Annotated in this window: 13 protein-coding genes and 1 pseudogene; 5 read left to right on the forward strand and 9 right to left on the reverse strand. The window is 61.4% G+C overall.

Annotation, left to right across the window (positions count from 1 at the left end; genetic code table 11):
- Positions 1 to 10: 10 nt before the first annotated feature.
- From trxC to FIV35_RS30200, 6 genes and pseudogenes are all read right to left on the reverse strand, one after another.
- Entirely contained in the window at positions 11 to 445 is a 435-nt protein-coding gene (trxC, locus tag FIV35_RS01055; RefSeq protein WP_034136603.1) for a thioredoxin TrxC, read from the reverse strand.
- A gap of 87 nt (positions 446 to 532) precedes the next feature.
- Complete coding sequence (selO, locus tag FIV35_RS01060; RefSeq protein WP_083377915.1) at positions 533 to 1996, reverse strand: protein adenylyltransferase SelO; 1464 nt, start codon at positions 1994 to 1996, stop codon at positions 533 to 535.
- Between the two features lie 48 nt (positions 1997 to 2044).
- Positions 2045 to 5428 carry a mechanosensitive channel MscK gene (mscK, locus tag FIV35_RS01065; RefSeq protein ID WP_034136605.1) on the reverse strand — a complete coding sequence of 1128 codons (3384 nt, stop codon included), beginning with the start codon at positions 5426 to 5428 and terminating at the stop codon, positions 2045 to 2047.
- 49 nt (positions 5429 to 5477) lie between these two features.
- A complete protein-coding gene (locus tag FIV35_RS01070; protein ID WP_034095540.1) occupies positions 5478 to 7220 on the reverse strand; it encodes a potassium/proton antiporter in 1743 nt (580 codons plus the stop codon).
- 235 nt (positions 7221 to 7455) lie between these two features.
- Positions 7456 to 8328 carry a methyl-accepting chemotaxis protein gene (locus FIV35_RS30195; protein WP_417715102.1) on the reverse strand — a complete coding sequence of 291 codons (873 nt, stop codon included), beginning with the start codon at positions 8326 to 8328 and terminating at the stop codon, positions 7456 to 7458.
- A pseudogene (locus FIV35_RS30200) lies at positions 8311 to 9081 on the reverse strand (MCP four helix bundle domain-containing protein); the annotation flags it as partial. The pseudogene FIV35_RS30200 and the gene FIV35_RS30195, both read right to left, overlap by 18 nt.
- Positions 9082 to 9357: 276 nt before the next feature.
- Here FIV35_RS30200 and FIV35_RS01080 point away from each other — a divergent pair.
- Positions 9358 to 9588 carry a hypothetical protein gene (locus tag FIV35_RS01080; RefSeq protein WP_034136607.1) on the forward strand — a complete coding sequence of 77 codons (231 nt, stop codon included), beginning with the start codon at positions 9358 to 9360 and terminating at the stop codon, positions 9586 to 9588.
- Positions 9585 to 9875 (forward strand): cell division protein ZapA, encoded by a 291-nt coding sequence (locus tag FIV35_RS01085; RefSeq protein WP_034111467.1) that lies wholly within the window; start codon positions 9585 to 9587, stop codon positions 9873 to 9875. Before FIV35_RS01080 ends, FIV35_RS01085 begins: the two co-directional genes overlap by 4 nt.
- On the opposite strand, the gene FIV35_RS01090 is transcribed toward FIV35_RS01085, so the two are convergent.
- Together FIV35_RS01090 and putA are read right to left on the reverse strand one after the other, a co-directional pair.
- On the reverse strand, positions 9872 to 11674 hold the full coding sequence (locus tag FIV35_RS01090) for an acyl-CoA dehydrogenase (protein WP_034136608.1): 1803 nt from the start codon (positions 11672 to 11674) through the stop codon (positions 9872 to 9874). The two genes, FIV35_RS01085 and FIV35_RS01090, sit on opposite strands and share 4 nt — an antisense overlap.
- A 204-nt stretch (positions 11675 to 11878) precedes the next feature.
- Positions 11879 to 15832 carry a trifunctional transcriptional regulator/proline dehydrogenase/L-glutamate gamma-semialdehyde dehydrogenase gene (gene putA / locus FIV35_RS01095; protein WP_034136609.1) on the reverse strand — a complete coding sequence of 1318 codons (3954 nt, stop codon included), beginning with the start codon at positions 15830 to 15832 and terminating at the stop codon, positions 11879 to 11881.
- Positions 15833 to 16292: 460 nt separating this feature from the next.
- Between putA and putP the strand changes: the two genes are divergently transcribed.
- The 3 genes from putP (at position 16293) to FIV35_RS01110 (ending at position 20747) form a co-directional block, all read left to right on the forward strand.
- Complete coding sequence (putP, locus tag FIV35_RS01100) at positions 16293 to 17777, forward strand: sodium/proline symporter PutP (RefSeq protein ID WP_034095545.1); 1485 nt, start codon at positions 16293 to 16295, stop codon at positions 17775 to 17777.
- A 204-nt stretch (positions 17778 to 17981) separates the two neighbouring features.
- Positions 17982 to 19988 (forward strand): type VI secretion system Vgr family protein, encoded by a 2007-nt coding sequence (locus FIV35_RS01105; RefSeq protein WP_034136610.1) that lies wholly within the window; start codon positions 17982 to 17984, stop codon positions 19986 to 19988.
- 33 nt (positions 19989 to 20021) lie between these two features.
- Positions 20022 to 20747, forward strand: coding sequence for a DUF4123 domain-containing protein (locus FIV35_RS01110; protein WP_034136611.1), 726 nt, complete (start codon positions 20022 to 20024; stop codon positions 20745 to 20747).
- Here the strand turns inward: FIV35_RS01110 and FIV35_RS01115 are convergent.
- Entirely contained in the window at positions 20733 to 22010 is a 1278-nt protein-coding gene (locus FIV35_RS01115) for an O-acetylhomoserine aminocarboxypropyltransferase/cysteine synthase family protein (RefSeq protein ID WP_034095548.1), read from the reverse strand. The two genes, FIV35_RS01110 and FIV35_RS01115, sit on opposite strands and share 15 nt — an antisense overlap.
- Positions 22011 to 22104: the final 94 nt, after the last annotated feature.

The following is a 22104-nucleotide window of genomic DNA, read 5'->3' on the forward strand; positions in this document are numbered from 1 at the left end:
CTCTGTGCGGTTATATCCCCTGGCTACGCAACCAGCTCATCAATTGCGGCAGCGGAAACGCACCGCTCTGGCGCGCCACTTCGCGGCCGTTCTTGAACAGGATCAAGCTGGGGATCGAGCGAATCTCCAATTGCGCCGACAACTGCTGGTTGGCCTCGCTGTCGAGCTTGGCCAGGCGGCATTTGCCTTCCAGCTGACCGGCTGCTTGTTCAAACACCGGCGCAAACGACTTGCATGGCCCGCACCAGTCGGCCCACACGTCTACCAACAGCGGCAGATCGCCCTTGATCTGGCTGGCGTAGTCGCCTTGTTTCAACTCAAACGGCTTGTTCAGCAATACGGGTTGCTTGCAACGCCCGCATTTGGGCGCATCACCCAGGCGTTCGCCGGGGATGCGGTTGAGGCCGTTGCAATGGGGGCAAGGGATGACAAGAGGTTCGGACATGGTGGGCTCCTGGGATGGCCAATGGATTCTATTTGGCGCCGCCGCCGGTGTTTATCAAGGTAGCCAGCTGGGGTCGACCTCTCGATTTCACGACGAGCAACTGATTTCCAGGTGTTTGCCCCAATCCGGAGGCCGCTGCGCGTACTGTTCCATGCCTGCCTGCTCCTCGAACGGCTGGCTCAGCACCTCATGTAGCCGCCGCACTTCGCTGTAATCGCCTGACTCTGCGGCAGTAATGGCGTTTTGTGCGAGGTAGTTACGCAGGATGTACAGCGGGTTGACCGCGTGCATGCGTTCGCGGCGTTGTTCTTCGGTGTAGTCGCCGTCCCGTATAACCCGCGCTGTGTACAGCTCGGCCCAGGCATCGAACCCGGCCAGGTCGACAAAGTCATCACGCAAGCGGCTCACCGCCAGCGCGGCCGGTTCATCCCCCAGGCGGCGGAAGAACAAGGTGTAGTCCACGCCACTGTTTTGCATCAGTTGCAGCAGGCGTTCCACCAGTTTCTGGTCAGCCTCTTCGGCCGTGGTAAGGCCCAGGCGGCGGCGCATCAAGTCCAGGTAATGGGCTTGGTACAGCGGCAGGAATAAACCCAGCGTTTCCTTCAAGGCATCGACGCTGATAAACGGCGTGAGCGCCTGGGCCAATGCGCTGAGGTTCCACTGGCCAATCGGCACCTGGTTGCTGAAGGAATAGCGCCCTTCATGGTCGGAATGGTTGCAGATGAAGTGCGCATCGAAATCATCCAGAAACGCAAACGGCCCGAAGTCGAAGGTAATGCCCAGGATCGACATATTGTCAGTGTTCATCACTCCGTGGCAGAAACCATAGGCCTGCCATTTAGCGATCAGTTCGGCGTTGCGCTCGACGATTTCGCGGAACATCGCCAGGTACGGTTCCGGCTGTTCGCGGCATTCGGGGTAGTGCAGGTTGAGTACGTGCTCGGCCAGTTGCGCCAACTGCTCGGACTTTTGGGTGTAATAGAAATATTCGAAATGCCCGAAGCGGATATGGCTCGGCGCCAAGCGCAGCAGCATGGCGCCGCGCTCCTGTTTCTCGCGCCATACCGGTGTGTCGGAGCCGATCACGCACAGCGCGCGGCTGCTGGGGATGCCCAGCGCGTGCAGCGCCTCGGATGCCAGAAACTCACGGATCGACGAGCGCAAAACCGCGCGGCCATCGCCCATGCGTGAGTAAGGCGTCATTCCCGCACCTTTGAGGTGCAGGTCCCAGTGCTCGCCGGCGGCGTTGTATGCCTCGCCCAGCAGCAAGCCGCGGCCATCGCCCAGTTGTGGGCTGTAGCCGCCGAACTGATGGCCGGAATACACCATCGCCCGCGGCTCTGCTTCGGCCCACAGTTTGTGGCCGCCAAACAGCTCGGCGAACAGCGGCGTGTCGGCCACCGATGGGTCGAGGTCGAGCAAGGCCATGGCCGCAGGACTGGCCACTACCAGGCGCGGCTTGTCGAGAGGTTCGGGCAGAACGTGGGTTGAAAACGCGTCGCCCAGGCGTGCGAAGCGGTTGTCGAAGGTCAGGTCGTCGAGGGCTTTCACCGGCCATCTCCAGCAGAATGTCCGAGCATTCTGCTGGGGATAGAGGGTTTAGTCGAGTTTGCTCGGCGGCGGTTCCGGTGCATCGACGACTTTGCCGGCGGGCGGCTCGGGAGCATCCGTGCTCGGTTGCGCGCCGACGATGGTCTTACGCTCGTCTTCCACCGGCACCAGTTTGTACTCCTGGCCGTGCATATTCTTGAGGTACACCTCCATCTGCCGGAACGAGATGTTGATGTGCTGTTTCTTGAATTCACGGTTGATGTAGCGGTTGACCTCGTCCAGCACCGGGTTGCGGTCGCCCAGGTCGCGCACATGCATGCGCAGTTCGTGGTCCAGGGTGCTTTCACCGAAGTTGAGGAAGTACACGTGGGGTTCCGGATCTTTCAGAACCCGTGGGTTTTCCCTGGCGGCCTTGAGTAACAGTTCCTTCACCAAGTCCAGGTCGGAGCCGTAGTCCACCCCCAGTTTCAAGGTCACGCGGGTGATGGTGTCGGTCAGCGACCAGTTGATCAGTTGCCCGGTGATGAAGGTTTTGTTCGGGACAATGATGTCCTTGCGGTCGAAGTCGGTAATCGTAGTGGCGCGGATGCGGATCTTGCTCACCGTGCCCGACAGGTTGCCGATGGTGATGGTGTCGCCGATACGCACCGGGCGTTCGAACAGAATCATGATGCCGGAGATAAAGTTGGCGAAGATCTCCTGCATACCGAAGCCCAACCCCACCGACAGCGCCGCCACCAGCCATTGCAACTTGTCCCAGCTCACGCCGAGGGTAGAGAGGGTTGAGACAAAGCCCACGCCGGCAATGATGTAGGACAGCAAGGTAGTGGTGGCGTAGGCGCTGCCCTGGGCCAGGTCCAGTTTGGACAGCACCAACACTTCCAGCAGGCCGGGCAGGTTGCGCGCCAGGGCGAAGGTGATGCCGATGATGATCAGCGCGCCGAGCAAATCGCCGATGCTGATAGGCACCATGCTGATATTCGCGCCGGTGCCGCTGGTGTATTCGTACAGGGTGACGTTGTCCAGGTAGGAAAATACCGAAATCAGGTCCGACCACACCCAGTACAACGCCGCAATAAAGCCGCCGAGCAGGGCCAGGCGGATCAGGCGCATGGACTGTTCGTTGACCTGTTCGATATCCAGTGTCGGCTCTTCGATCACCGCTTCGCCATCGCCGGCCTCCTTGGCCGCCTGACGTTTGGCCAGGGCGCGGGAGTAGGCCAGGCGCCGTGCCGCCACGCCGAGGCCGCGGACGAAGGTGGCTTCGATCACCAGCCAGAACATCAGCAGGTACAGGGTATTGATCAAGCGGTCGCTGAGTTTGAGGGCGGTGTAGTAGTAGCCGAAGCACACCGCGATAAACAGTGCGATAGGCAGCGCGGTAAACAACAGGCCCACGGCTTTGCGAAACAACGATGCTTTTTCGTGGGTGGGGCTGTGGAGCAGCAGGCGCCCCAGCAGCCAGGCCATCAGCGCATAGCAGGTCAGCACCACGCCGATGCCCAGCACGTCGTCGGCCAGCGCCGCCGGTTGGTGCTCGGCGATAGCTACCACGGCCACCAGGGCCAATACCACCAGGCCGAGCTTGCGCACCCAGCCCTGGAGGAATTCGACCTGGGGTTTTTCCCAGCGGAAATGCAGTTCCGCCACGCCACCGGGCGCGAGAATCCGATAAGCGGTGTAGAACACCAGCCACGCCTGGGCCAATTGCAACAGGGCCGAGCCCAGGTTGGCGTTCTGCCCGCGTGCGTCGATCTGCAGCGCGTAGCCGCATAGGGCCAGGCCCAGGGACACCGGCATTGCCAGCAAAATATTGATCAAAATGGCCTGCGGCGTATGCCACTGGCTGTCGCGCTTGAAGTGGCCGATGTCCAGATGGACCTTATTCAGGCGCTGATACAGGGCCTTGCGGCGCCACAGCAGCGCGCCGATCAACAGCAGCAGCGGCAGGAACAGCAGCGGGCGCTGGGTCAGGCCGTCATACAATTCGCTGACGCTCGACGCCCACGGCAGGGTGGTGATTTGCTTGCTCAGGTGCGCCGGTACGGTTTCCAGCCACTCGGTGTCCAGCGGCTTATTGCTGGGAATCCAGAACATCTGCTCGTCCAGCGTCGCGCGCAGGGTGGTGGCGGTGCTGAGCAGTTGTTTCTGGTTCAGTTGCAGGGTGATGGATTCGTTCAGCAGCGCGCTCAACTCGCGGCTCAGGCGTTCGAGCAAGTCGCTGCGGGTGATCGCCAGTTCCAGCAGGGTGCGCCGCAGTTGCGGGGTCACGTCGTCCGGGGGCTGGTTGGCCAGCAGGTTATCCACATAAGCGCTGGGGGAGCTGATCAGCTCGCGCTGTTGGTTGACCTCAAACTGATACAGCCGAATGTTTGCGATATCGTCCGCCAGGTCACGGTCCACCGTGAGACGCGGCAGGGCCTGTTTCTGTTTGTAGAGAATCTTGGACAGCAGCAGGCTGCCCTTGAGCACGTTGATCTGCTCGTCCAGCGCCGAATCGCTCTGAGTAACGGCGTCCAGCTGTTGTTTGGTTTGCAGGTTTTTCTGCGTCAGGTCGTTGAGGCGGTCGGTGCTTTTGAGCAGGTAGTCGGACAGCTTCAGGTTGGCTGCGCTTTCCGAGGCCAGCAGGCTGCTACCGCCGGCTTTCTGCGCCTCGATGGACTGTTGGGTCACCGTCTGCTGGCTCTGGGCCAGACGCTTCTGATTGATCAGGGTTTGCAGGTCTTGGATTTCCTGTTCCAGGCGCGCGGTCTTTTCCTGGATCAGGTCGTGCTGGCTGTTGCCCAGGTCTTGCAACTGACTGTTGCCCGCCAGTTCCTGACGACGCAGCGGGATCAGTGCATTCAGGGCCGCCAATTCGGCGTTCAACTGATTGCGTTGGTCGCTGCTCAGGGCTTTGCCGTTGTCCTTGCCGGACTTGAGGGTGGCGTTGATCTGCTGGATGCGCGTCTGGCTGCTGCTGATTTCGGTCTGGGCGCGCTCTGGGCGGGTTTGGGCGGCGATGGTCAGGCTGTTGGCGTCGGCCAGTTCTTTTTGCAGGTCGCCTTGCTGAGTGCTGCGCTGCACCAGCAGCTGTTCCAACTGTGGAATCGGCAGGCTGGCATACCGCTGGGCCACCGGGATGATTTTGGTGGCCTTGAGCCGTGTCAGCTCGCGCTGGTTTTCGCTGGTCTGGCGCGGGGCGTCGTCCAGCTGTCGCTTGAGATCGACCAGGCGTTGCTCGTAATCCTGCTTGTTGCTCAGATACGTGAGGGTTTGCTGCAGGATGGTCTGCAGCGCCTTCATATCGGCATCGGGTAGTTTGCGGTCGGGCAGTTTGTCCAGGGATTGCTGGATGGCGTCGGCGCTGGGCGGGTCGGCAGCGTAGACGTTGCCGACGCAAAGGGTCAGACCCAGCAGGGCAGTGGCGAGAAAAGAGCGCAGGATTGGCATAGAGACCGGTCGAGCTAGTGAAGAATCGGGGGCGTTGTCGCCCCGCAGTTTAGAGGAAGAGTCCGGGGCCCGGGCGACTTCCTTCGGGGAATCTGACGCCCACTTTGCCGATCTTGTTCCCGTCCATGACCGCGACGGTCCAGATGGTGTTGTTCCACTCCACCTGGTCGCCCACCACCGGGGCGCCGCCGACTTTTTGGGTGATGAACTGGCTTAGCGGCGTATCCGGGTCGATACCTTCGAGCTTGAGGCCATACAGCGCCGACACCGCGCCCAGCTGGGCGTCGCCTTCCAGCACGAAATCGCCGAAGAAGCGCAGGTCCAGACCACGCTGCGGCGCCTGGCTGAACAGCTTGCCCAGGGCCGGCAGGTTGTGTTCGTGGCCGATTACGCAGAGCAGATCATCGACTTCCAGCACCGTACTACCCGACGGATGGAGCAGTTGCTGGCCACGAAACAGGGCGGCGATGCGCGTGCCTTCGGGCATTTTCAACTCGCGCAGGGCCGCGCCGATGCACCATTTCTCCGCGCCCAGGCGGTAGACGAACAGCTCCCACTCGCTGGTGACGTGGACTTCCAGTGCCGCCCGTGAGATCGGCGCCGGATCCGGCGGCACCGTGACTTTAAGCAGCTTGGCCACCCACGGCAGGCTCGTGCCCTGTACCAGCAGCGACACCAGCACGATAAAGAACGCCAGGTTGAAATACAGCTGGGCATGGGGCAGGCCGGCCATCAGCGGGAACACCGCCAGAATGATCGGCACCGCGCCGCGCAGGCCGACCCAGGCGATAAAGGCTTTTTCACGGCCGTGGAAGGCCTTGAAGGGCAGCAGGCCGACCATCACCGACAACGGCCGCGCGAAGAGGATCATCCACAGCGCCAGGCCCAGGGCCGGCAGGGCGATGGGCAGCAGATCGTGGGGCGTGACCAGCAGGCCCAGCACCAGGAACATGCCGATCTGCGCCAGCCAAGCCATGCCATCGAGCATATGCAAGATGCCGTGACGGCTGCGCACCGGACGGTTGCCGATCACCAGGCCGCACAGGTACACCGCGAGGAAGCCGCTGCCGTGGAAGGCGTTGGTCAGGGCAAAGACGAACAGGCCGCCGGCGATCACCAGAATCGGATAGAGGCCGGTGGCCAGGTTGATGCGATTGACCATCTGCAACATCAGCCAGCCGCCGCCCAATCCGACCAGGCCGCCGATGCCGAATTCGCGCACCAGATGGGTCAGTAGGCTCCAGTGCAGGCCAGTCTGGCCGCTGGCGAGCATGTCGATCAGGGTGACAGTGAGAAACACCGCCATCGGGTCGTTGCTGCCGGATTCGATTTCCAGGCTGGCGCTGACCCGCTCGTTCAAGCCCTTGCCGCCCAGCAGTGAGAACACCGCCGCGGCGTCCGTGGAGCCGACAATCGCGCCGATCAGCAAGCCTTGGATAATGTTGAGGTTGAACAGCCAGGCCGCCGCCATGCCGGTGAGGCCGGTGGTAATCAACACCCCCACCGTGGCCAGCGACAAGGCCGGCCAAAGCGCCACACGGAAACTCGCTACTCGGGTTCGCAAGCCGCCGTCGAGCAGGATCACGGCCAATGCGAGGTTGCCCACCAGGTAGGCGGTCGGATAGTTGTCGAAGATGATGCCGCCGCCGTCGACGCCGGCGACCATGCCCACGGCCAGGATAATCACCAGAATCGGGATGCCCAGGCGTGATGAAAGAGAACTCACCAGAATGCTCGCACTCACCAGCAACGCGCCGATCAAGAACAGGCTGTTGATGGTCGTCGCATTCAAAGGCAGTACTCCATGAGCTGATACAAAAGACGGGGCGCAAACTGACCATGCAGTCTGCGTGCCAGGGATTCTAACCTGTTGAATTGCTGCCCTGTCAAAAAGCTTTTCCTAATTCCATGGATCCAAATGTGGCAGGGGGCAAGCCCCCGATGGGGGTATGTCAGTCAGCTTATCTGTAACTGGCCCGCCACTATCGGGGGCAAGCCCCTCCCACATTTCAAGCCAGTGCAGGCAGTTAGAGGCGGAAGCGGCCTACCATGCCGTTCAAATCCACCGCCAGGCGCGACAGCTCACCGCTGGCCGCGCTGGTCTGGCTGGCCCCGGTGGCCGATTGCACCGACAAATCACGAATGTTCACCAGGTTGCGGTCCACTTCCCGCGCCACCTGCGCCTGCTCTTCCGCTGCGCTGGCGATCACGAGGTTGCGTTCGTTGATCTCGACGACCGCGCTGTTGATGGTTTCCAGGGACAGCCCTGCACCTTTGGCGATGTTCAGCGTCGATTCCGCGCGCTCGGTGCTGTTGCGCATCGAATCCACCGCGTGCTCGGTGCCGGATTGGATGCTGCCGATCATCCGCTCGATCTCGCTGGTGGACTGTTGGGTGCGATGGGCCAGGGCACGGACCTCATCGGCGACCACCGCAAATCCACGCCCGGCTTCACCGGCACGGGCGGCCTCAATGGCGGCGTTCAGAGCCAGCAGGTTGGTTTGGTCGGCCAGGCCGCGAATCACGTCCAGCACTTTGCCGATGTCCCGCGACTCAGTGGCCAGGTCACCGATCAAGGTGGCGGTGGCCTGCACGTCGCCGCTCATACGCTCGATGGCGCTGACGGTTTCCTGCACCAGATCGCGGCCGTCGCCGGCGGAGGCGGTGGCGTTGCGTGAGGCTTCGGAGGTGCTCACGGCATTGCGCGCGACTTCCTCGACGGCGCTGGTCATTTCGTTGACCGCGGTGGCGGCCTGTTCAATTTCGTTGTTCTGTCGGGTCAGGCCGCGCGCGCTTTCGTCGGTGACCGCGTTCAGCTCTTCTGCCGCCGACGCCAACTGACTGGCCGAGCCGGCGATGCGTTGCAGGGTGTCGCGCAGTTTGGTCTGCATCTTGGCCATGGCGGCGAGCAGGCGGCCGGCTTCGTCGCTGCCGTCGACCTGGACCGGCTGCGTCAGGTTACCCTCGGCGATGGTCTCGGCGGCATTCAATGCCTGGGAAATCGGCACGGTGATGCTGCGGGTCAGTAGCCAAGCGAACAGCATTGTCAGCGCTGTGGCGATCACCAGCAAACCCACCACCAGGTCAACGGCCAGGTCGTATTGGTCTTTAGCTTCCTGGTTGGTTGCCAACGCCATGGTGTTGTTGATATCCAACAGACGCGTCAGCACCGCGTTGACTTGCTCCGAGTTGCTCAGCAACTCAGTGTTAAGCAGGTTGCGCAGCTCATCTATCTGATTGGCCTGGGACAGGCTCTTCATGCGGGCTTCGATCTGGTGGTACTGGCCAAGCAGTCGCACATATTCATCGTACGCAGCGCGCTCTTCGCGGCTTTCAATCAGCTTTTCGTAGGTAGCCTGTGCGGTGCGGATCTGCTGGTTGCGCAGTTCGAACGCTTCCAGGGTTTTTTGCTGCACGTCCGGTTCACGATTGGTCAACAGGCGGTATGACAGTACCCGCAGGCGCAGGGTCAGTTGGGTGAATTCATCCAGTGCGCGAATGCTTGGCACGCTGGAGAGGGTGATGTCTTCGGTGGCGGCCCGGATCTTACTCATCTGGTTCAAGGCGAAAACACCGAGAAACAACATGAGGGCACCAATCAACGCAAACCCAAGGAAAGCCCTCGGAGCGATATTCATATTACGAAGCGACATGCTGGAATCCTGGAAGGAGCGCGATCCGTGCGGCCTTGAGACGGGGTGTGCATCGCTATCGGTCGTACGACTAAAGTCTAAAGGGTTCTGTGCGTTTTTGTCGCACCTGACGAGGGGTTGGACGGATTCAGGAACCAGATGGGGGAAATGCAGTCACTAAGGCTCGAAAGTGTGGCCCGGCCCTTGAAAAACCGGGCTGCGCGCCAGGGATAAGCCTGGCATCCGAGGTGAATTTTCTTTATCGTCACCGCCCTTTAAAACGCTCGAGAAATCAAAATGTTAGAAGCATCCCTCAGCCAATTGGAACAACTGGTCAGTGACCTGGTACAGCAAAACCAGGAGCTGCTGGGCAGCAATGAATCCCTCAAGGCAGAACTTGCCCGCGCCAAGGATGAAAACGACAGCCTGCAACTGAACCTGATGGAGCAGGAAGAAAAACACGGCGCCACTGCCGCGCGTATCCAGGCATTGGTTGAGCGCGTGAGCGCAGGTCCCGTGGGCGCATGAACGAAGGGATAAAGGTCGTTTCGATTCTCGGAGAGGATTACTCGATCAAGGCGCCGCCCGGGGAGGACAAAACCCTGATGCACGCCGTGACCATGCTCAAGGCTTCCCTGGCCACTACCAAGAAAAAGTACCCGACCCTGATCGGTGACAAATTACTGGTGCTGGCGGCGCTGAACCTGTGCGCCGAGCAGATCGAAATGCAGCAGGCTCATCAGCAGGAACTCGACCGTTACCAAGAGCAAGTCAGCGCCACGGTCGAGGTGATTTCCAAGGCGATCCAGCCTTAGAACCATTCATCCTGCATCCCCAGGCACGTATCGTCCCGTGCTTCCAGAATCGCCAGTTCATGATGGCAGCTCGGTACTTCCCAGGTCAGGAAATACCGGGCGGCCTGGAGCTTGCCTTTATAGAACCCTGCATCCGCTGTATTGCCCTTGGCCAGTCCTTCTTCGGCGCGAATCGCTTGTTCCAGCCAGCGCCAGCCAATTACCGTATGCCCGAACACCTTCAGGTACAGCGCCGAGTTCGCCAGGCTGCTGTTGACTTTGCCTTGGGCGAGGTCCGTCAACAGGCCGAGGGTGACGCTTTGCAGTCTGTTAAGCAGGTGTTCCAGCGGTTCACGCAACGCGGTGAGTGACGGGTACTGCTGGGCCCGCGCGCCGGTGTCGGCGATCAGGCGGATCAGTTGCTTGAGCCCCGCGCCGCCGTTCTGCGCCAGCTTGCGCCCCAGCAAGTCCAGGGATTGGATGCCATGGGTGCCCTCGTGGATCGGGTTCAAACGGTTGTCACGGTAGTACTGCTCCACCGGGTATTCACGGGTGTAGCCGTGGCCGCCGAGAATCTGGATCGCCAGCTCGTTGGCCTTGAGGCAGAACTCCGATGGCCAGGATTTGACGATAGGGGTGAGCAGGTCCAGCAATTCGTGGGCCTGTTTGCGTTCCGCTTCATCGGCCAGGGTGGTGGTGTCATCGAACAAGCGCGCCGCGTACAGGCCCAGATCGAAGGCACCTTCCACGTAGGACTTTTGCGTCAGCAGCATGCGCTTGATGTCCGCGTGCTGAATGATCGAGACCGGCGCAGTCGTAGGATCTTTACTGTCGGGCAGACGACCTTGCGGGCGTTCGCGGGCGTATTCCAGCGAGTACAGGTAGCCGGCGTAGCCGAGCATCACCGCGCCCATGCCCACGCCGATGCGCGCCTCGTTCATCATCTGGAACATGCAGCTCAGGCCCTGGTGCGGCTTGCCCACCAGATAGCCCACGCAGTTGCCGTTGTCGCCGAAATTCAGCGCCGTGGACGTGGTGCCGCGCCAGCCCATCTTGTGAAACAGCCCCGCCAGCAACACATCGTTACGCGCGCCCAGGCTACCGTCGTCGTTGACCAGGAATTTAGGCACGATAAACAGCGAAATGCCCTTCACCCCCGGCGGCGCATCCGGCAACTTGGCCAGCACCATGTGCACGATGTTTTCCGACAGCGGATGATCGCCGCCGGAAATAAAGATCTTGTTGCCTTTGAGGCGATAGGTGCCGTCGGCCGCAGGTTCGGCGCGTGTACGAATATCCGACAGCGACGAGCCTGCATGGGGCTCGGTCAACGCCATGGTGCCGAAGAAGCGCCCCTCGATCATGGGCTGCAAGAAGCGCTGTTTCTGCTCTTCAGTACCGAAGCTTTCGATCAGGTTGGCCGCGCCCATGGTCAGGAACGGATACGACGTGGACGCCGCGTTGGCCGACTGAAAGTGCGCAAAACAGGCTTGGGACAGCAGGGTCGGCAATTGCATGCCGCCGGCCTCGAAGCTACGCGCCGCGTTGAGAAAACCGGCCTCTAGAAACGCATCCACGGCCGGTTTGACCTCCGGGATCAGGATGGCTTTGCCGTCCTCGTAGCGCGGTTCGTTTTCGTCGTTTTTACGGTTATGGGGCGCGAAGTACTTTTCGGCGATGCTGCGCGCGGTGCTGATGGCCGCATCGAAGGTTTCGCGGTTGTGCTCGGCAAACCGCTCACGCTGGGTCAGGCCCTCGGCATCGAGGACTTCGTACAGCTCGAAAGCCAGATTGCGGGAACTGAGCAGCGTCTCGGACATGGCGGATTACCTTTAGAGGAATTGGCCCGAGTCTAAGCGTGCGAATTAAGGGTGAATAGCAAGATTGATCTAAGTGATGGAGCGGCAGAATGTGGGAGGGGGCTTGCCCCCGATAGCAGTGTGTCAGTGCCCGAGGTACTGACTGATACTCCACTATCAGGGGCAAGCCCCCTCCCAGATTGTCTAGCGGTATTTCTTTCAGGGTTAGCCGATGGTCATCAGGCTGGCGTTACCGCCCGCCGCAGCGGTGTTGACGCTCAACGCTCGCTCAATCACCAGGCGCTCCAACGCAATGGAAGTTTCGCCCTGGGACAAACCATGCACGCCGACAATCGCCCCACCACGCTGCGCCACTTGCTGGCACACCGCGCGCAATTGGTCGGAGTCGCCGTGGTGCAGAACGGCATCGAACACCACGTCGTCCTTGGTCCAATCGGCCACGCGCTTGATCTTCGCCTGAATGTCCTTCGGCAGGCGTGGGAACAAGGCCTTGGTCAGGTCGGTTTCCGGCCATACTGCCGAGCCACCCACCGCCAGTACCGCAGCCAACTGAGTCAGCAGGTCACCTTCTACGTCCGCCAGGCACAGCACATGCTCGCGGGGCAAGATGGCGTAGCTGTTGCGCTCGCCGGTGGGGCCTGTCAGTTGGCGGGTGATGCCGCTTTGCGATTGCGCGGCGAACTGGCTGCACAGCACGCTCAGCTCGCTGAACTTTTGGCTGTCGGCCCAGGCTTTAAGGGCTGTCAGCGGTTGGCTCATGGCATCGCGCAGACGTACGTCCGGCGCCGCCAACTTGTCGGCGCGCACGAAGGATTGTTCGATTGCATCGGTAGGACGAGTCGACAGCAAACGGTACAGGTACAGTGGGCCACCGGCTTTCGGGCCAGTCCCCGACAGGCCTTCGCCGCCGAACGGCTGCACGCCGACCACGGCACCCACGATGTTGCGGTTGACGTAGACGTTACCGGCGTGAACGTTGTCGATCACTTTGGCGATGGTCTCGTCGATGCGCGTGTGCACGCCAAGGGTCAGGCCGTAGCCGGACGCATTGATCTGGCCGATCAACTGGTCGATCTCTTTACGCTTGTAGCGGACTACGTGCAGTACCGGGCCGAAGATCTCGCGTTGCAGCTCGTCGAAGCTTTCCAGTTCGATCAGGGTGGGCATCACAAAGGTGCCGCGCTTGATTTCTTCGGCGTCGGCGATCGCCACCTGATACACGTTGCGGCCTTTGTCGCGCATGGCCTGGATGTGCTTCTCGATGCCGGCCTTGGCTTCGGCGTCGATCACCGGGCCGATGTCCACGGACAGGCGCTCCGGGTTGCCCAGGCGGCATTCAGCCATGGCGCCCTTGAGCATTTCGATGACGCGGTCTGCCGAATCTTCCTGCAGGCACAGCACGCGCAGGGCCGAGCAACGCTGGCCGGCGCTGTCGAAGGCCGACGACACCACGTCGATCACTACTTGTTCAGTGAGTGCGGAGGAGTCGACGATCATCGCGTTCTGGCCACCGGTTTCGGCGATCAGCGGGATCGGACGACCCTGGGCATCCAGGCGACCGGCCACATTGCGCTGCAGCAGGCGCGCCACTTCGGTGGAACCGGTGAACATCACGCCTTTGACGCGATCATCACCCACCAGGCGGGCGCCGACGGTTTCGCCCTGGCCCGGCAGCAGTTGCAGCACGCCTTCCGGAATACCGGCTTCCAGCAGGATGCGCACGGCCTGGGCTGCCACCAGCGGGGTTTGCTCGGCAGGCTTGGCCAGTACCGGGTTGCCGGCGGCCAGTGCCGCGGCGACTTGACCACTGAAGATCGCCAGCGGGAAGTTCCACGGGCTGATGCACACCACCGGGCCCAGTGGGCGGTGGGCGTCGTTGGTGAAATCGTTGCGCGCCTGCACCGCGTAGTAGCGCAGGAAGTCCACGGCTTCACGCACTTCGGCGATGGCGTTGGCAAAGGTCTTGCCGGCTTCGCGGGCCAGCAGCCCCATCAATGGCTGGATCTCGCCTTCCATCAGGTCGGCGGCGCGTTCCAGAATCGCGGCGCGCTCGGCCGGCGGGGTGGCCTGCCAGATCGGGCCGGCATTGATCGCGCATTGGATGGCGTTGTCGACGTCTTCGACGGTGGCTTCCTGAACCTGACCGACCACATCGCGCAGGTCGGACGGGTTCAATACCGCGGTCGACGTTTGCTCGCTGGACGCGCAACCAAGCATTGGTGCGGCTTTCCAGTTGTTGTGGGCCGTGGCCAGCAGGGCGCAGGACAACGAGGCCAGGCGGTGTTCGTTGGCCAGGTCGATACCGGCCGAGTTGGCGCGGTCGCTGCCATACAGATCGCGCGGCAGCGGAATGCGTGGGTGCGGCAAGCCGAAGCCGCCTTCCACCGTCGCCATTTGCTCGATGCTGGCCACTGGGTCGGCTACCAGCTCCTGGATCGAAATCGACTGGTCGGCGATACGGTTGACGAACGAGGTGTTCGCGCCGTTTTCCAACAGCCGACGTACCAGGTAGGCCAAGAGTGTTTCATGGGTGCCGACCGGGGCGTACACGCGGCACGGACGGTTCAGCTTGCCGTCGGCAACCTTGCCGACTACCTGCTCGTACAGCGGTTCGCCCATGCCGTGCAGGCACTGGAACTCGTACTGGCCGGGGTAATAGTTCTGACCGGCGATATGGTAAATGGCCGACAAGGTGTGGGCGTTATGCGTGGCGAACTGCGGGTAGATGACTTCCGGCACCGACAGCAGTTTGCGCGCGCAAGCGATGTAGGAAACGTCGGTGTACACCTTGCGGGTGTACACCGGGTAGCCTTCCAGGCCTTCGACCTGGGCGCGCTTGATTTCGCTGTCCCAGTACGCGCCTTTTACCAGGCGGATCATCAGGCGGTGGCGGCTGCGGCGGGCCAGGTCGATCACGTAATCGATCACGTACGGGCAACGCTTCTGGTAAGCCTGGATCACGAAGCCGATGCCGTTCCAGCCGGTCAGTTGCGGCTCGAAGCACAGGCGTTCCAGCAGATCCAAGGACAATTCCAGGCGGTCGGCTTCTTCGGCATCGATGTTCAGGCCGATGTCGTACTGCTTGGCCAGCAGAGTCAGGGACAGCAGGCGCGGGTACAGCTCGTCCATCACGCGCTCGTACTGCGCACGGCTGTAACGCGGGTGCAGCGCCGACAGCTTGATGGAAATGCCCGGGCCTTCATAAATCCCACGGCCGTGGGAGGCTTTGCCGATGGAGTGAATAGCTTGTTCGTACGAGGCCAGGTATTTCTGGGCGTCGTGTTCTGTGAGGGCGGCCTCACCGAGCATGTCGTAGGAATAGCGGAAGCCTTTGCTTTCGAATTTGCTCGCATTGGCTAACGCTTCGGCGATGGTCTCGCCGGTGACGAACTGTTCGCCCATCAAGCGCATGGCCATGTCGACGCCCTTGCGGATCATCGGTTCGCCGCTCTTGCCGATGATGCGGCTCAGGGAAGAGGTCAGGCCGGCTTCGTTATGGGTAGAGACCAGTTTGCCGGTCAGCAGCAGGCCCCAGGTCGCGGCGTTGACGAACAGCGACGGGCTGTTGCCCAGGTGCGGCTGCCAGTTGCCGGTGCTGATCTTGTCGCGGATCAGCGCGTCGCGGGTGCCCTTGTCCGGGATGCGCAGCAGCGCTTCGGCCAGGCACATCAGCGCCACGCCTTCCTGGGAGGACAGGGAAAATTCTTGCAGCAGGCCCTGAACAATCCCGGCACGGCCGCCGACACTTTTCTGATTGCGCAATTTCTCGGCAATGGTAGCGGCCAGTTTGTTGGTGGCTTCGGCCATTGGCGCTGGGAGGCGGGCCTGTTCGATCAGCATCGGCACCACTTCCGGCTCGGGGCGACGGTAAGCGGCGGTGATCGACGCGCGCAGTACGGACTGCGGCAGGATGCTTTCGGCGAACTCAAGGAAGCACTGGTGAGCGTGGTCGGTCTGGACCTCGCCTACGTCGTCTGCGTCCTTGCTGCTCAAACCATTGAGTTCGGTCAGGGTTGCACCACCCTCCAGTTTCTCCAGGTAATTGAAAATCGCCTGCTTGATCAGCCAGTGCGGCGTGCGATCAATGGAGGTCGCGGCAGCCTTCAGGCGTTCGCGGGTCGGGTCGTCGAGTTTGACCCCAAGGGTGGTCGTCGCCATTTTCTTATCCTCATGGGTGCCACTACCGAGTGGCATTAGCTGGCGGCAAGATTAGCTGTGCACATGCGCAGGTGCAACCGGGTGCAACCTTTTTTGTTAATGAAATTTTCGATGGTTCGTCGGAAATATTTAAGCCCTCAGCGTAATGTGCTGCGCGCTGGTGCATTTGCTTCTGAGATCGGCTGTTTTTGCTCCGAAAGGGAGCAAAAACAGGGTGTTTTCCGCAAATTCACTCAAGGTGCAACTTATTCGCGAGAAACTGGTTGCACCTGATTTGCTTTGTTGAATAGCATTCGCGGCCAAGGTGCAACCAGCTTTCGGGTTTGGGGCATCGGCTGGCGGCTTTCCTGGGGAAACGCCAGTCATAAATGCGCGGCACGCGGGTTCGTCTACCCTTGCAAAAGGGTCGGCGCCTGACAGACCGCCGCTACATAAAAACAAAGCCAGGGCGTCACTTCTTATGAGCGTTAGCAATCCAACCCTGATCACGTTCGTGATCTATATCGCAGCAATGGTGCTGATCGGCTTCATGGCCTATCGCTCCACCAATAACCTTTCCGATTACATCCTCGGCGGTCGCAGCCTCGGTAGCGTGGTCACTGCCTTGTCGGCCGGCGCGTCCGATATGAGCGGCTGGTTGTTGATGGGCCTGCCGGGCGCTATCTACATGTCCGGTCTGTCGGAAAGCTGGATCGCCATCGGCCTGATCGTCGGTGCCTACCTCAACTGGCTGTTCGTGGCCGGTCGCCTGCGGGTACAGACCGAACACAACGGCGACGCCCTGACGCTGCCCGACTACTTCTCCAGCCGCTTCGAAGATAAAAGCGGCCTGCTGCGGATCATCTCCGCGGTAGTGATCCTGGTGTTCTTCACCATCTATTGCGCCTCCGGCATCGTGGCCGGTGCCCGTCTGTTCGAAAGCACCTTTGGCATGTCCTACGAGACCGCGCTGTGGGCCGGTGCGGCAGCGACCATTGCCTACACGTTCGTTGGCGGTTTCCTGGCCGTGAGCTGGACGGACACCGTACAAGCCACGCTGATGATCTTCGCGCTGATCCTCACGCCGATCATCGTGCTGCTGGCCACCGGCGGCGTCGACACCACGTTCCTGGCCATCGAAGCCAAGAACCCCGACAACTTCAACATGCTCAAGAACACCACCTTCATCGGCATCATCTCGCTGATGGGCTGGGGCCTGGGCTACTTCGGCCAGCCGCACATCCTCGCGCGCTTCATGGCGGCGGATTCGGTGAAGTCGATCGCCAAAGCGCGTCGCATCTCCATGACCTGGATGATCCTGTGCCTGGGCGGCACCGTGGCCGTGGGTTTCTTCGGGATCGCCTATTTCTCGGCGCACCCGGAAGTGGCCGGCCCGGTCACCGAAAACCACGAGCGTGTGTTTATCGAACTGGCCAAGCTGCTGTTCAACCCATGGATTGCGGGCGTGCTGTTGTCGGCCATCCTGGCGGCGGTCATGAGTACTTTGAGCTGCCAACTGCTGGTGTGCTCCAGTGCGTTGACCGAAGACTTCTACAAAACCTTCCTGCGTAAAAACGCCTCCCAGGTTGAGCTGGTCTGGGTCGGTCGCTTGATGGTGCTGCTGGTGGCCTTGATCGCCATCGCCATGGCCGCCAACCCGGAAAACCGCGTACTAGGCCTGGTGAGTTACGCCTGGGCCGGCTTCGGCGCTGCGTTTGGCCCTGTGGTACTGATCTCGGTGATCTGGAAGCACATGACCCGCAATGGCGCTCTGGCCGGCATCCTGGTCGGTGCGATCACCGTGATTGTGTGGAAACACTTCGCGCTGCTGGGTCTGTACGAAATTATCCCTGGCTTCATCTTCGCCAGCCTGGCGATCTACATCGTCAGCAAGCTGGGCGCGCCGACTGCGGGTATGGTCGAGCGTTTTGATGCGGCGGAAAAAGACTACAACCTCAACAAGTAATTCGCCGGGCGCGCTGCGCCTGATGAGTTAAACGAAAGGCCCGCATCCTACGGATAGCGGGCCTTTTTTATGTGTGAATTGGATCGGGCAAACTGAAGATTCGCACGCTCGTTCGTAGGGTTTTACTGATTTATGCGCGCGCTGCTCGGCAAGCCTGGGCACTGGTGCAGAATCGGCCCCCCAGCCTTCGCAGAGAAACATCGGATGTTCGCGCCTGCCAACCAAAGTGCTTTCACCCTGACCCTGGACGGGGTGCCCAGCGATCTCAAGGTCTACCGCTTCAACGGTCAGGAAACACTCAGCCAACCCTATCGTTTTGACCTGGAACTGGTCGGCGAACAGCCGGACCTGGATCTGGGCAACTTGCTGCATCGCCAGGCTTTTCTGGGTTTCGATGATCAGGGCCACGGTGTGCATGGCCTGGTTGACCATGTGGCGCAGGGCGATTCCGGGCGGCGGCTGACGCGCTATAGCGTTCGTCTCGTCCCTCAGTTGGCTTATCTGGCCCACAGCAGCCATCCGCGTATTTTCCAGCACAAAAGCGTGCCGCAGATCGTTGCGCAGGTGCTCAAAGAGCAAGGCATCCAGGCGGACCGATTCGAATTTCATCTAAGCGGCACGTACCCGGAGCGTGAGTATTGCGTGCAGTTCGGCGAGACCGATCTGGCATTTATCCAGCGCCTGTGTGCCGAGCAGGGCATTCATTATCATTTTCGGCATTCGCCCGACGGCCATTTACTGGTATTTGGCGACGACCAGAGCGTGTTTGCCCAGGCCGAGCACGCAACGCCTTACGCTGCAGGCTCCGGGATGGTAGCGGACACTCCGGCCATCAAGCGCTTCACCGTACAACTGCAAACCCGCACCACGGCGCTGAGCCTGCGCGATTACGATTGGCGCAAGCCGCGCCTGACGCTGGAAAGCGCAGTGTCCGACCAGCAGACCCTGTGCCTTGAAGAGCAGGGTTACCCCGGCCATTTCACTGACCGCGTGGAGGGTAAGCACCTGGCACGGCGCGGTCTGGAGCGTCACCGCAGCGAACATCGCCTCGCCGTGGGCAGCGGGGATGAGCCGGCGTTGGCCTGTGGACGCTTCCTTAGGCTGGCCGGGCATCCTCGCCAGGAATGGAACGACTTGTGGCTCGTGACCCAAGTCACTCACGAGGGCAGCCAACCCCAAGTACTCGAAGAGGCGGTGACCGAGGTGGCGGGTGGGGACATGCGCCAGGGTTACTCCAACCACTTCGTCGCGACGCCCTGGGATGTAGTTTTCCGCCCGCCGTTGGCGCCGCGCAGGCCGATGACGGGTTACCAGAACGCGGTGGTGACCGGGCCCGCCGACAGTGAAATCCATTGCGACGAATACGGCCGAGTCAAAGTGCAATTGGCCTGGGATCGCCACGGCGAACATAACGAGCATTCCAGTTGCTGGCTGCGGGTCGCTAGCGGCTGGGCCCAGGATCGCTACGGCGCGGTGCTGATCCCACGGGTGGGCATGGAAGTGTTGGTGGGCTTTGTGAATGGCGACGTGGACATGCCCGTGGTGGTCGGTTGCCTGGCCAATGCCGCGACGCCGGTGCCCCTGGACCTGCCGGCGGACAAGACCCGCAGCATCCTGCGCAGCCAAAGCAGCCCCGGTGGTGGCGGTTACAACGAACTGCGCATTGAGGATCGCAAGGGCGCCGAAGAGATCTACCTGCGCGCCCAGCGCGATTGGACCCAGCATGTGCTGCATGACCAGCAGGTGCAGGTGGATAACCGGCGTCGGATTACCGTGGGTGGCGAGTCGCACCATGAGCTGCAGGGCGAAGAGCAGCGCATCACCCACGGCAATCGCCTGACCGAACTCAAGCAGGACGACCACTTGGTGGTCGGCGGTTCGCAGCAGGTCCGCGCGGGGCGGGTGATTCAGATCGGCGCCGGCCAAAGCGTCGTTATCGATGCGGGTGCCAGCGTCACGATCCAGGCCGGTGGGCAGTCGATCACCCTGTCAGCCGCTGGCATTTTCAGTAGTGTGGCGATCCAGCTCGGCGGTGCTCCGGCCCCCGCTGCGGCACCGTTGTTGCCCGGTCTGCAGGACAAGGTGCTGGCGGTAATCCCGGTGCCCCTGAGCCGCGTGCAGATCGCCAGTTTGAAGCGCAGCGCGCCGTTCTGCGAAGAGTGTGAACGCTGCAAGAGCGGCCAGTGTGATGTCGCTCACCGACCCCATTGATCAGTGTTTTTCAACCCAAGGAGTTTCGCCTCAATGGATCAACCTCTATCGCCCAGTGCTTGGCTCGCACAGTGGCCTCTGCAACCCCATGAGCAACTGTTCGCGGTGCTGGGCAATGCCAGCGATGCCAAGCCGTTCGAGGCTTGGCAAGGTGTGGCGGCGGGTGCGCCACCGCGCTCGATCTGGGCGGGCACGGCCTATGCGGATTGGGCGCAGGTCATGCCTTATCTCGCACAAGTCGAGCCCGGCAGCGCCTTTCTCGATTGGGTGGCGAACACCCAGGCCGAGGACTGGGGTTGGCTGGCGGTGTCGTCCAGCCCGGCGGACGTGGTACTCGCTCATCTGCAAGGCTTGACCCAAGTGAAACTGCCCGAGGGGCCTTCGGTGTTCCTGCGCTTTTGGGACGGCACGCAGTTCCTGCCGCTGTTGCGGCAATTGGGCGGTGAGGCGGGGCAGGTGCTGCCGGTGTTTCAGCGCTATCTGATCAATGGGCAGCCCCAGGCCGTTGCGACTGGGCCGGTTACTACCGCCAAGGCCAGCCCCTGGTGGCAGGTGCCAGCATCCTTACTGGAGCATCTGGCCGAACAATCGCCGCAAACCCTGATCGACAACCTGCTGCAATGGCTTGAGGAGCAGCGCCCGGACCTTTACACCGCCTTCACGCCTGCGACCTTGCAGCACAAGGTCGCTTACTTCGCTCGTGGTTCGACGGTGACTTATGCAGCGCTGACGGACTACCTCGCCTCAGAGGCGAGTTGAAGCCAGTGCCTGCTGCAAGTCGTCGATCAGGTCTTCAATGGCTTCGATACCGACCGAGAGGCGAATCATCTCCGGTTTCACGCCAGCCTTGGCTTGCTCCTGCTCATTCATCTGCCGATGGGTGGTGGAGGCAGGGTGGCAGGCCAGGGATTTGGCGTCGCCGATATTCACCAAACGTTTGAAAATCTGCAGCGCGTCGTAGAAGCGCACACCCGCGTCATAGCCACCCTTCAGGCCGAAAGACAGGATCGCCGAGGGTTTGCCCTGCATGTATTTTTGCGCCAGCCCATGGTGCGGATGTTCTGGCAGGCCCGCGTAGCTGACCCATTCCACCTCGGCATGCTCCTGTAGAAACTGTGCAACCTTGAGCGCGTTTTCGGTATGGCGTTCCATGCGTAGGGCCAGGGTTTCCAAACCTTGCAGCAACAGGAAGGCATTCATCGGCGCCAGGGCCGCACCGGTATTGCGTAATGGCACGGTACGCGCGCGGGCGATGAACGCGGCGGGGCCGAATTTTTCGGTGTAGACCACGCCGTGATAAGCCGGCTCGGGCTGGTTGAGACCGGGGAATTTTTCCGGGTATTGGGTCCAGGGGAAGGTGCCACTGTCGACGATCACACCGCCGAGGGAGTTGCCATGTCCGCCGATGTACTTGGTCACCGAGTGCACCACGATATCGGCGCCGAACTGGATGGGTTTGCACAGGATCGGGGTGGCAACGGTATTGTCGACCATCAGCGGCACGCCTCGGGCGTGGGCCACCTTGGCCAGGGCTTCCAGATCGATAATATTGCCCGCCGGATTGCCGATGCTTTCGCAGTACACCACTTTGGTCTGGTCGTCGATCAGCTCGGCAATGGCCTCGGCGGAGTCGTCCCGGGCGAACCGCACGTCTACACCGAAGCTGGGCAATAGGTGGGCGAATAAGGTGTAGGTGCCGCCGTAGAGCTGCGGCGTGGTGACGATGTTGTCGCCGGCGCGGGTCAGGGTCTGGATTGCGTAGTGAATCGCCGCGCTGCCCGCCGACACCGCCAGGCCCGCGATGCCACCTTCGAGGGCGGCGATACGTTGCTCCAGTACGTCATTGGTAGGGTTCATGATGCGCGTGTAAATGTTGCCGGGCACATCCAGGTTGAACAGGTCGGCCCCGTGCTGGGCGTTATCGAATTCGAAAGCAACGTTCTGATAAATCGGCACGGCCACGGCCTTGGTGGTCGGGTCCGACTTGAAGCCGTGGTGCAGGGCGAGGGTGGCGTCTTTCATGATGGCAATTGACCTCCTTGGATTGGGTGCTCGCCACAATAAATCCGCGCTCATGGAGGCATTTAGATTTTTTTCAGTCCGCTCCCTGCTTTTA

Origin of the sequence: Pseudomonas rhodesiae, from assembly GCF_007858255.1 — a bacterium.
GTDB classification, from domain to species: Bacteria; Pseudomonadota; Gammaproteobacteria; order Pseudomonadales; family Pseudomonadaceae; genus Aquipseudomonas; species Aquipseudomonas rhodesiae.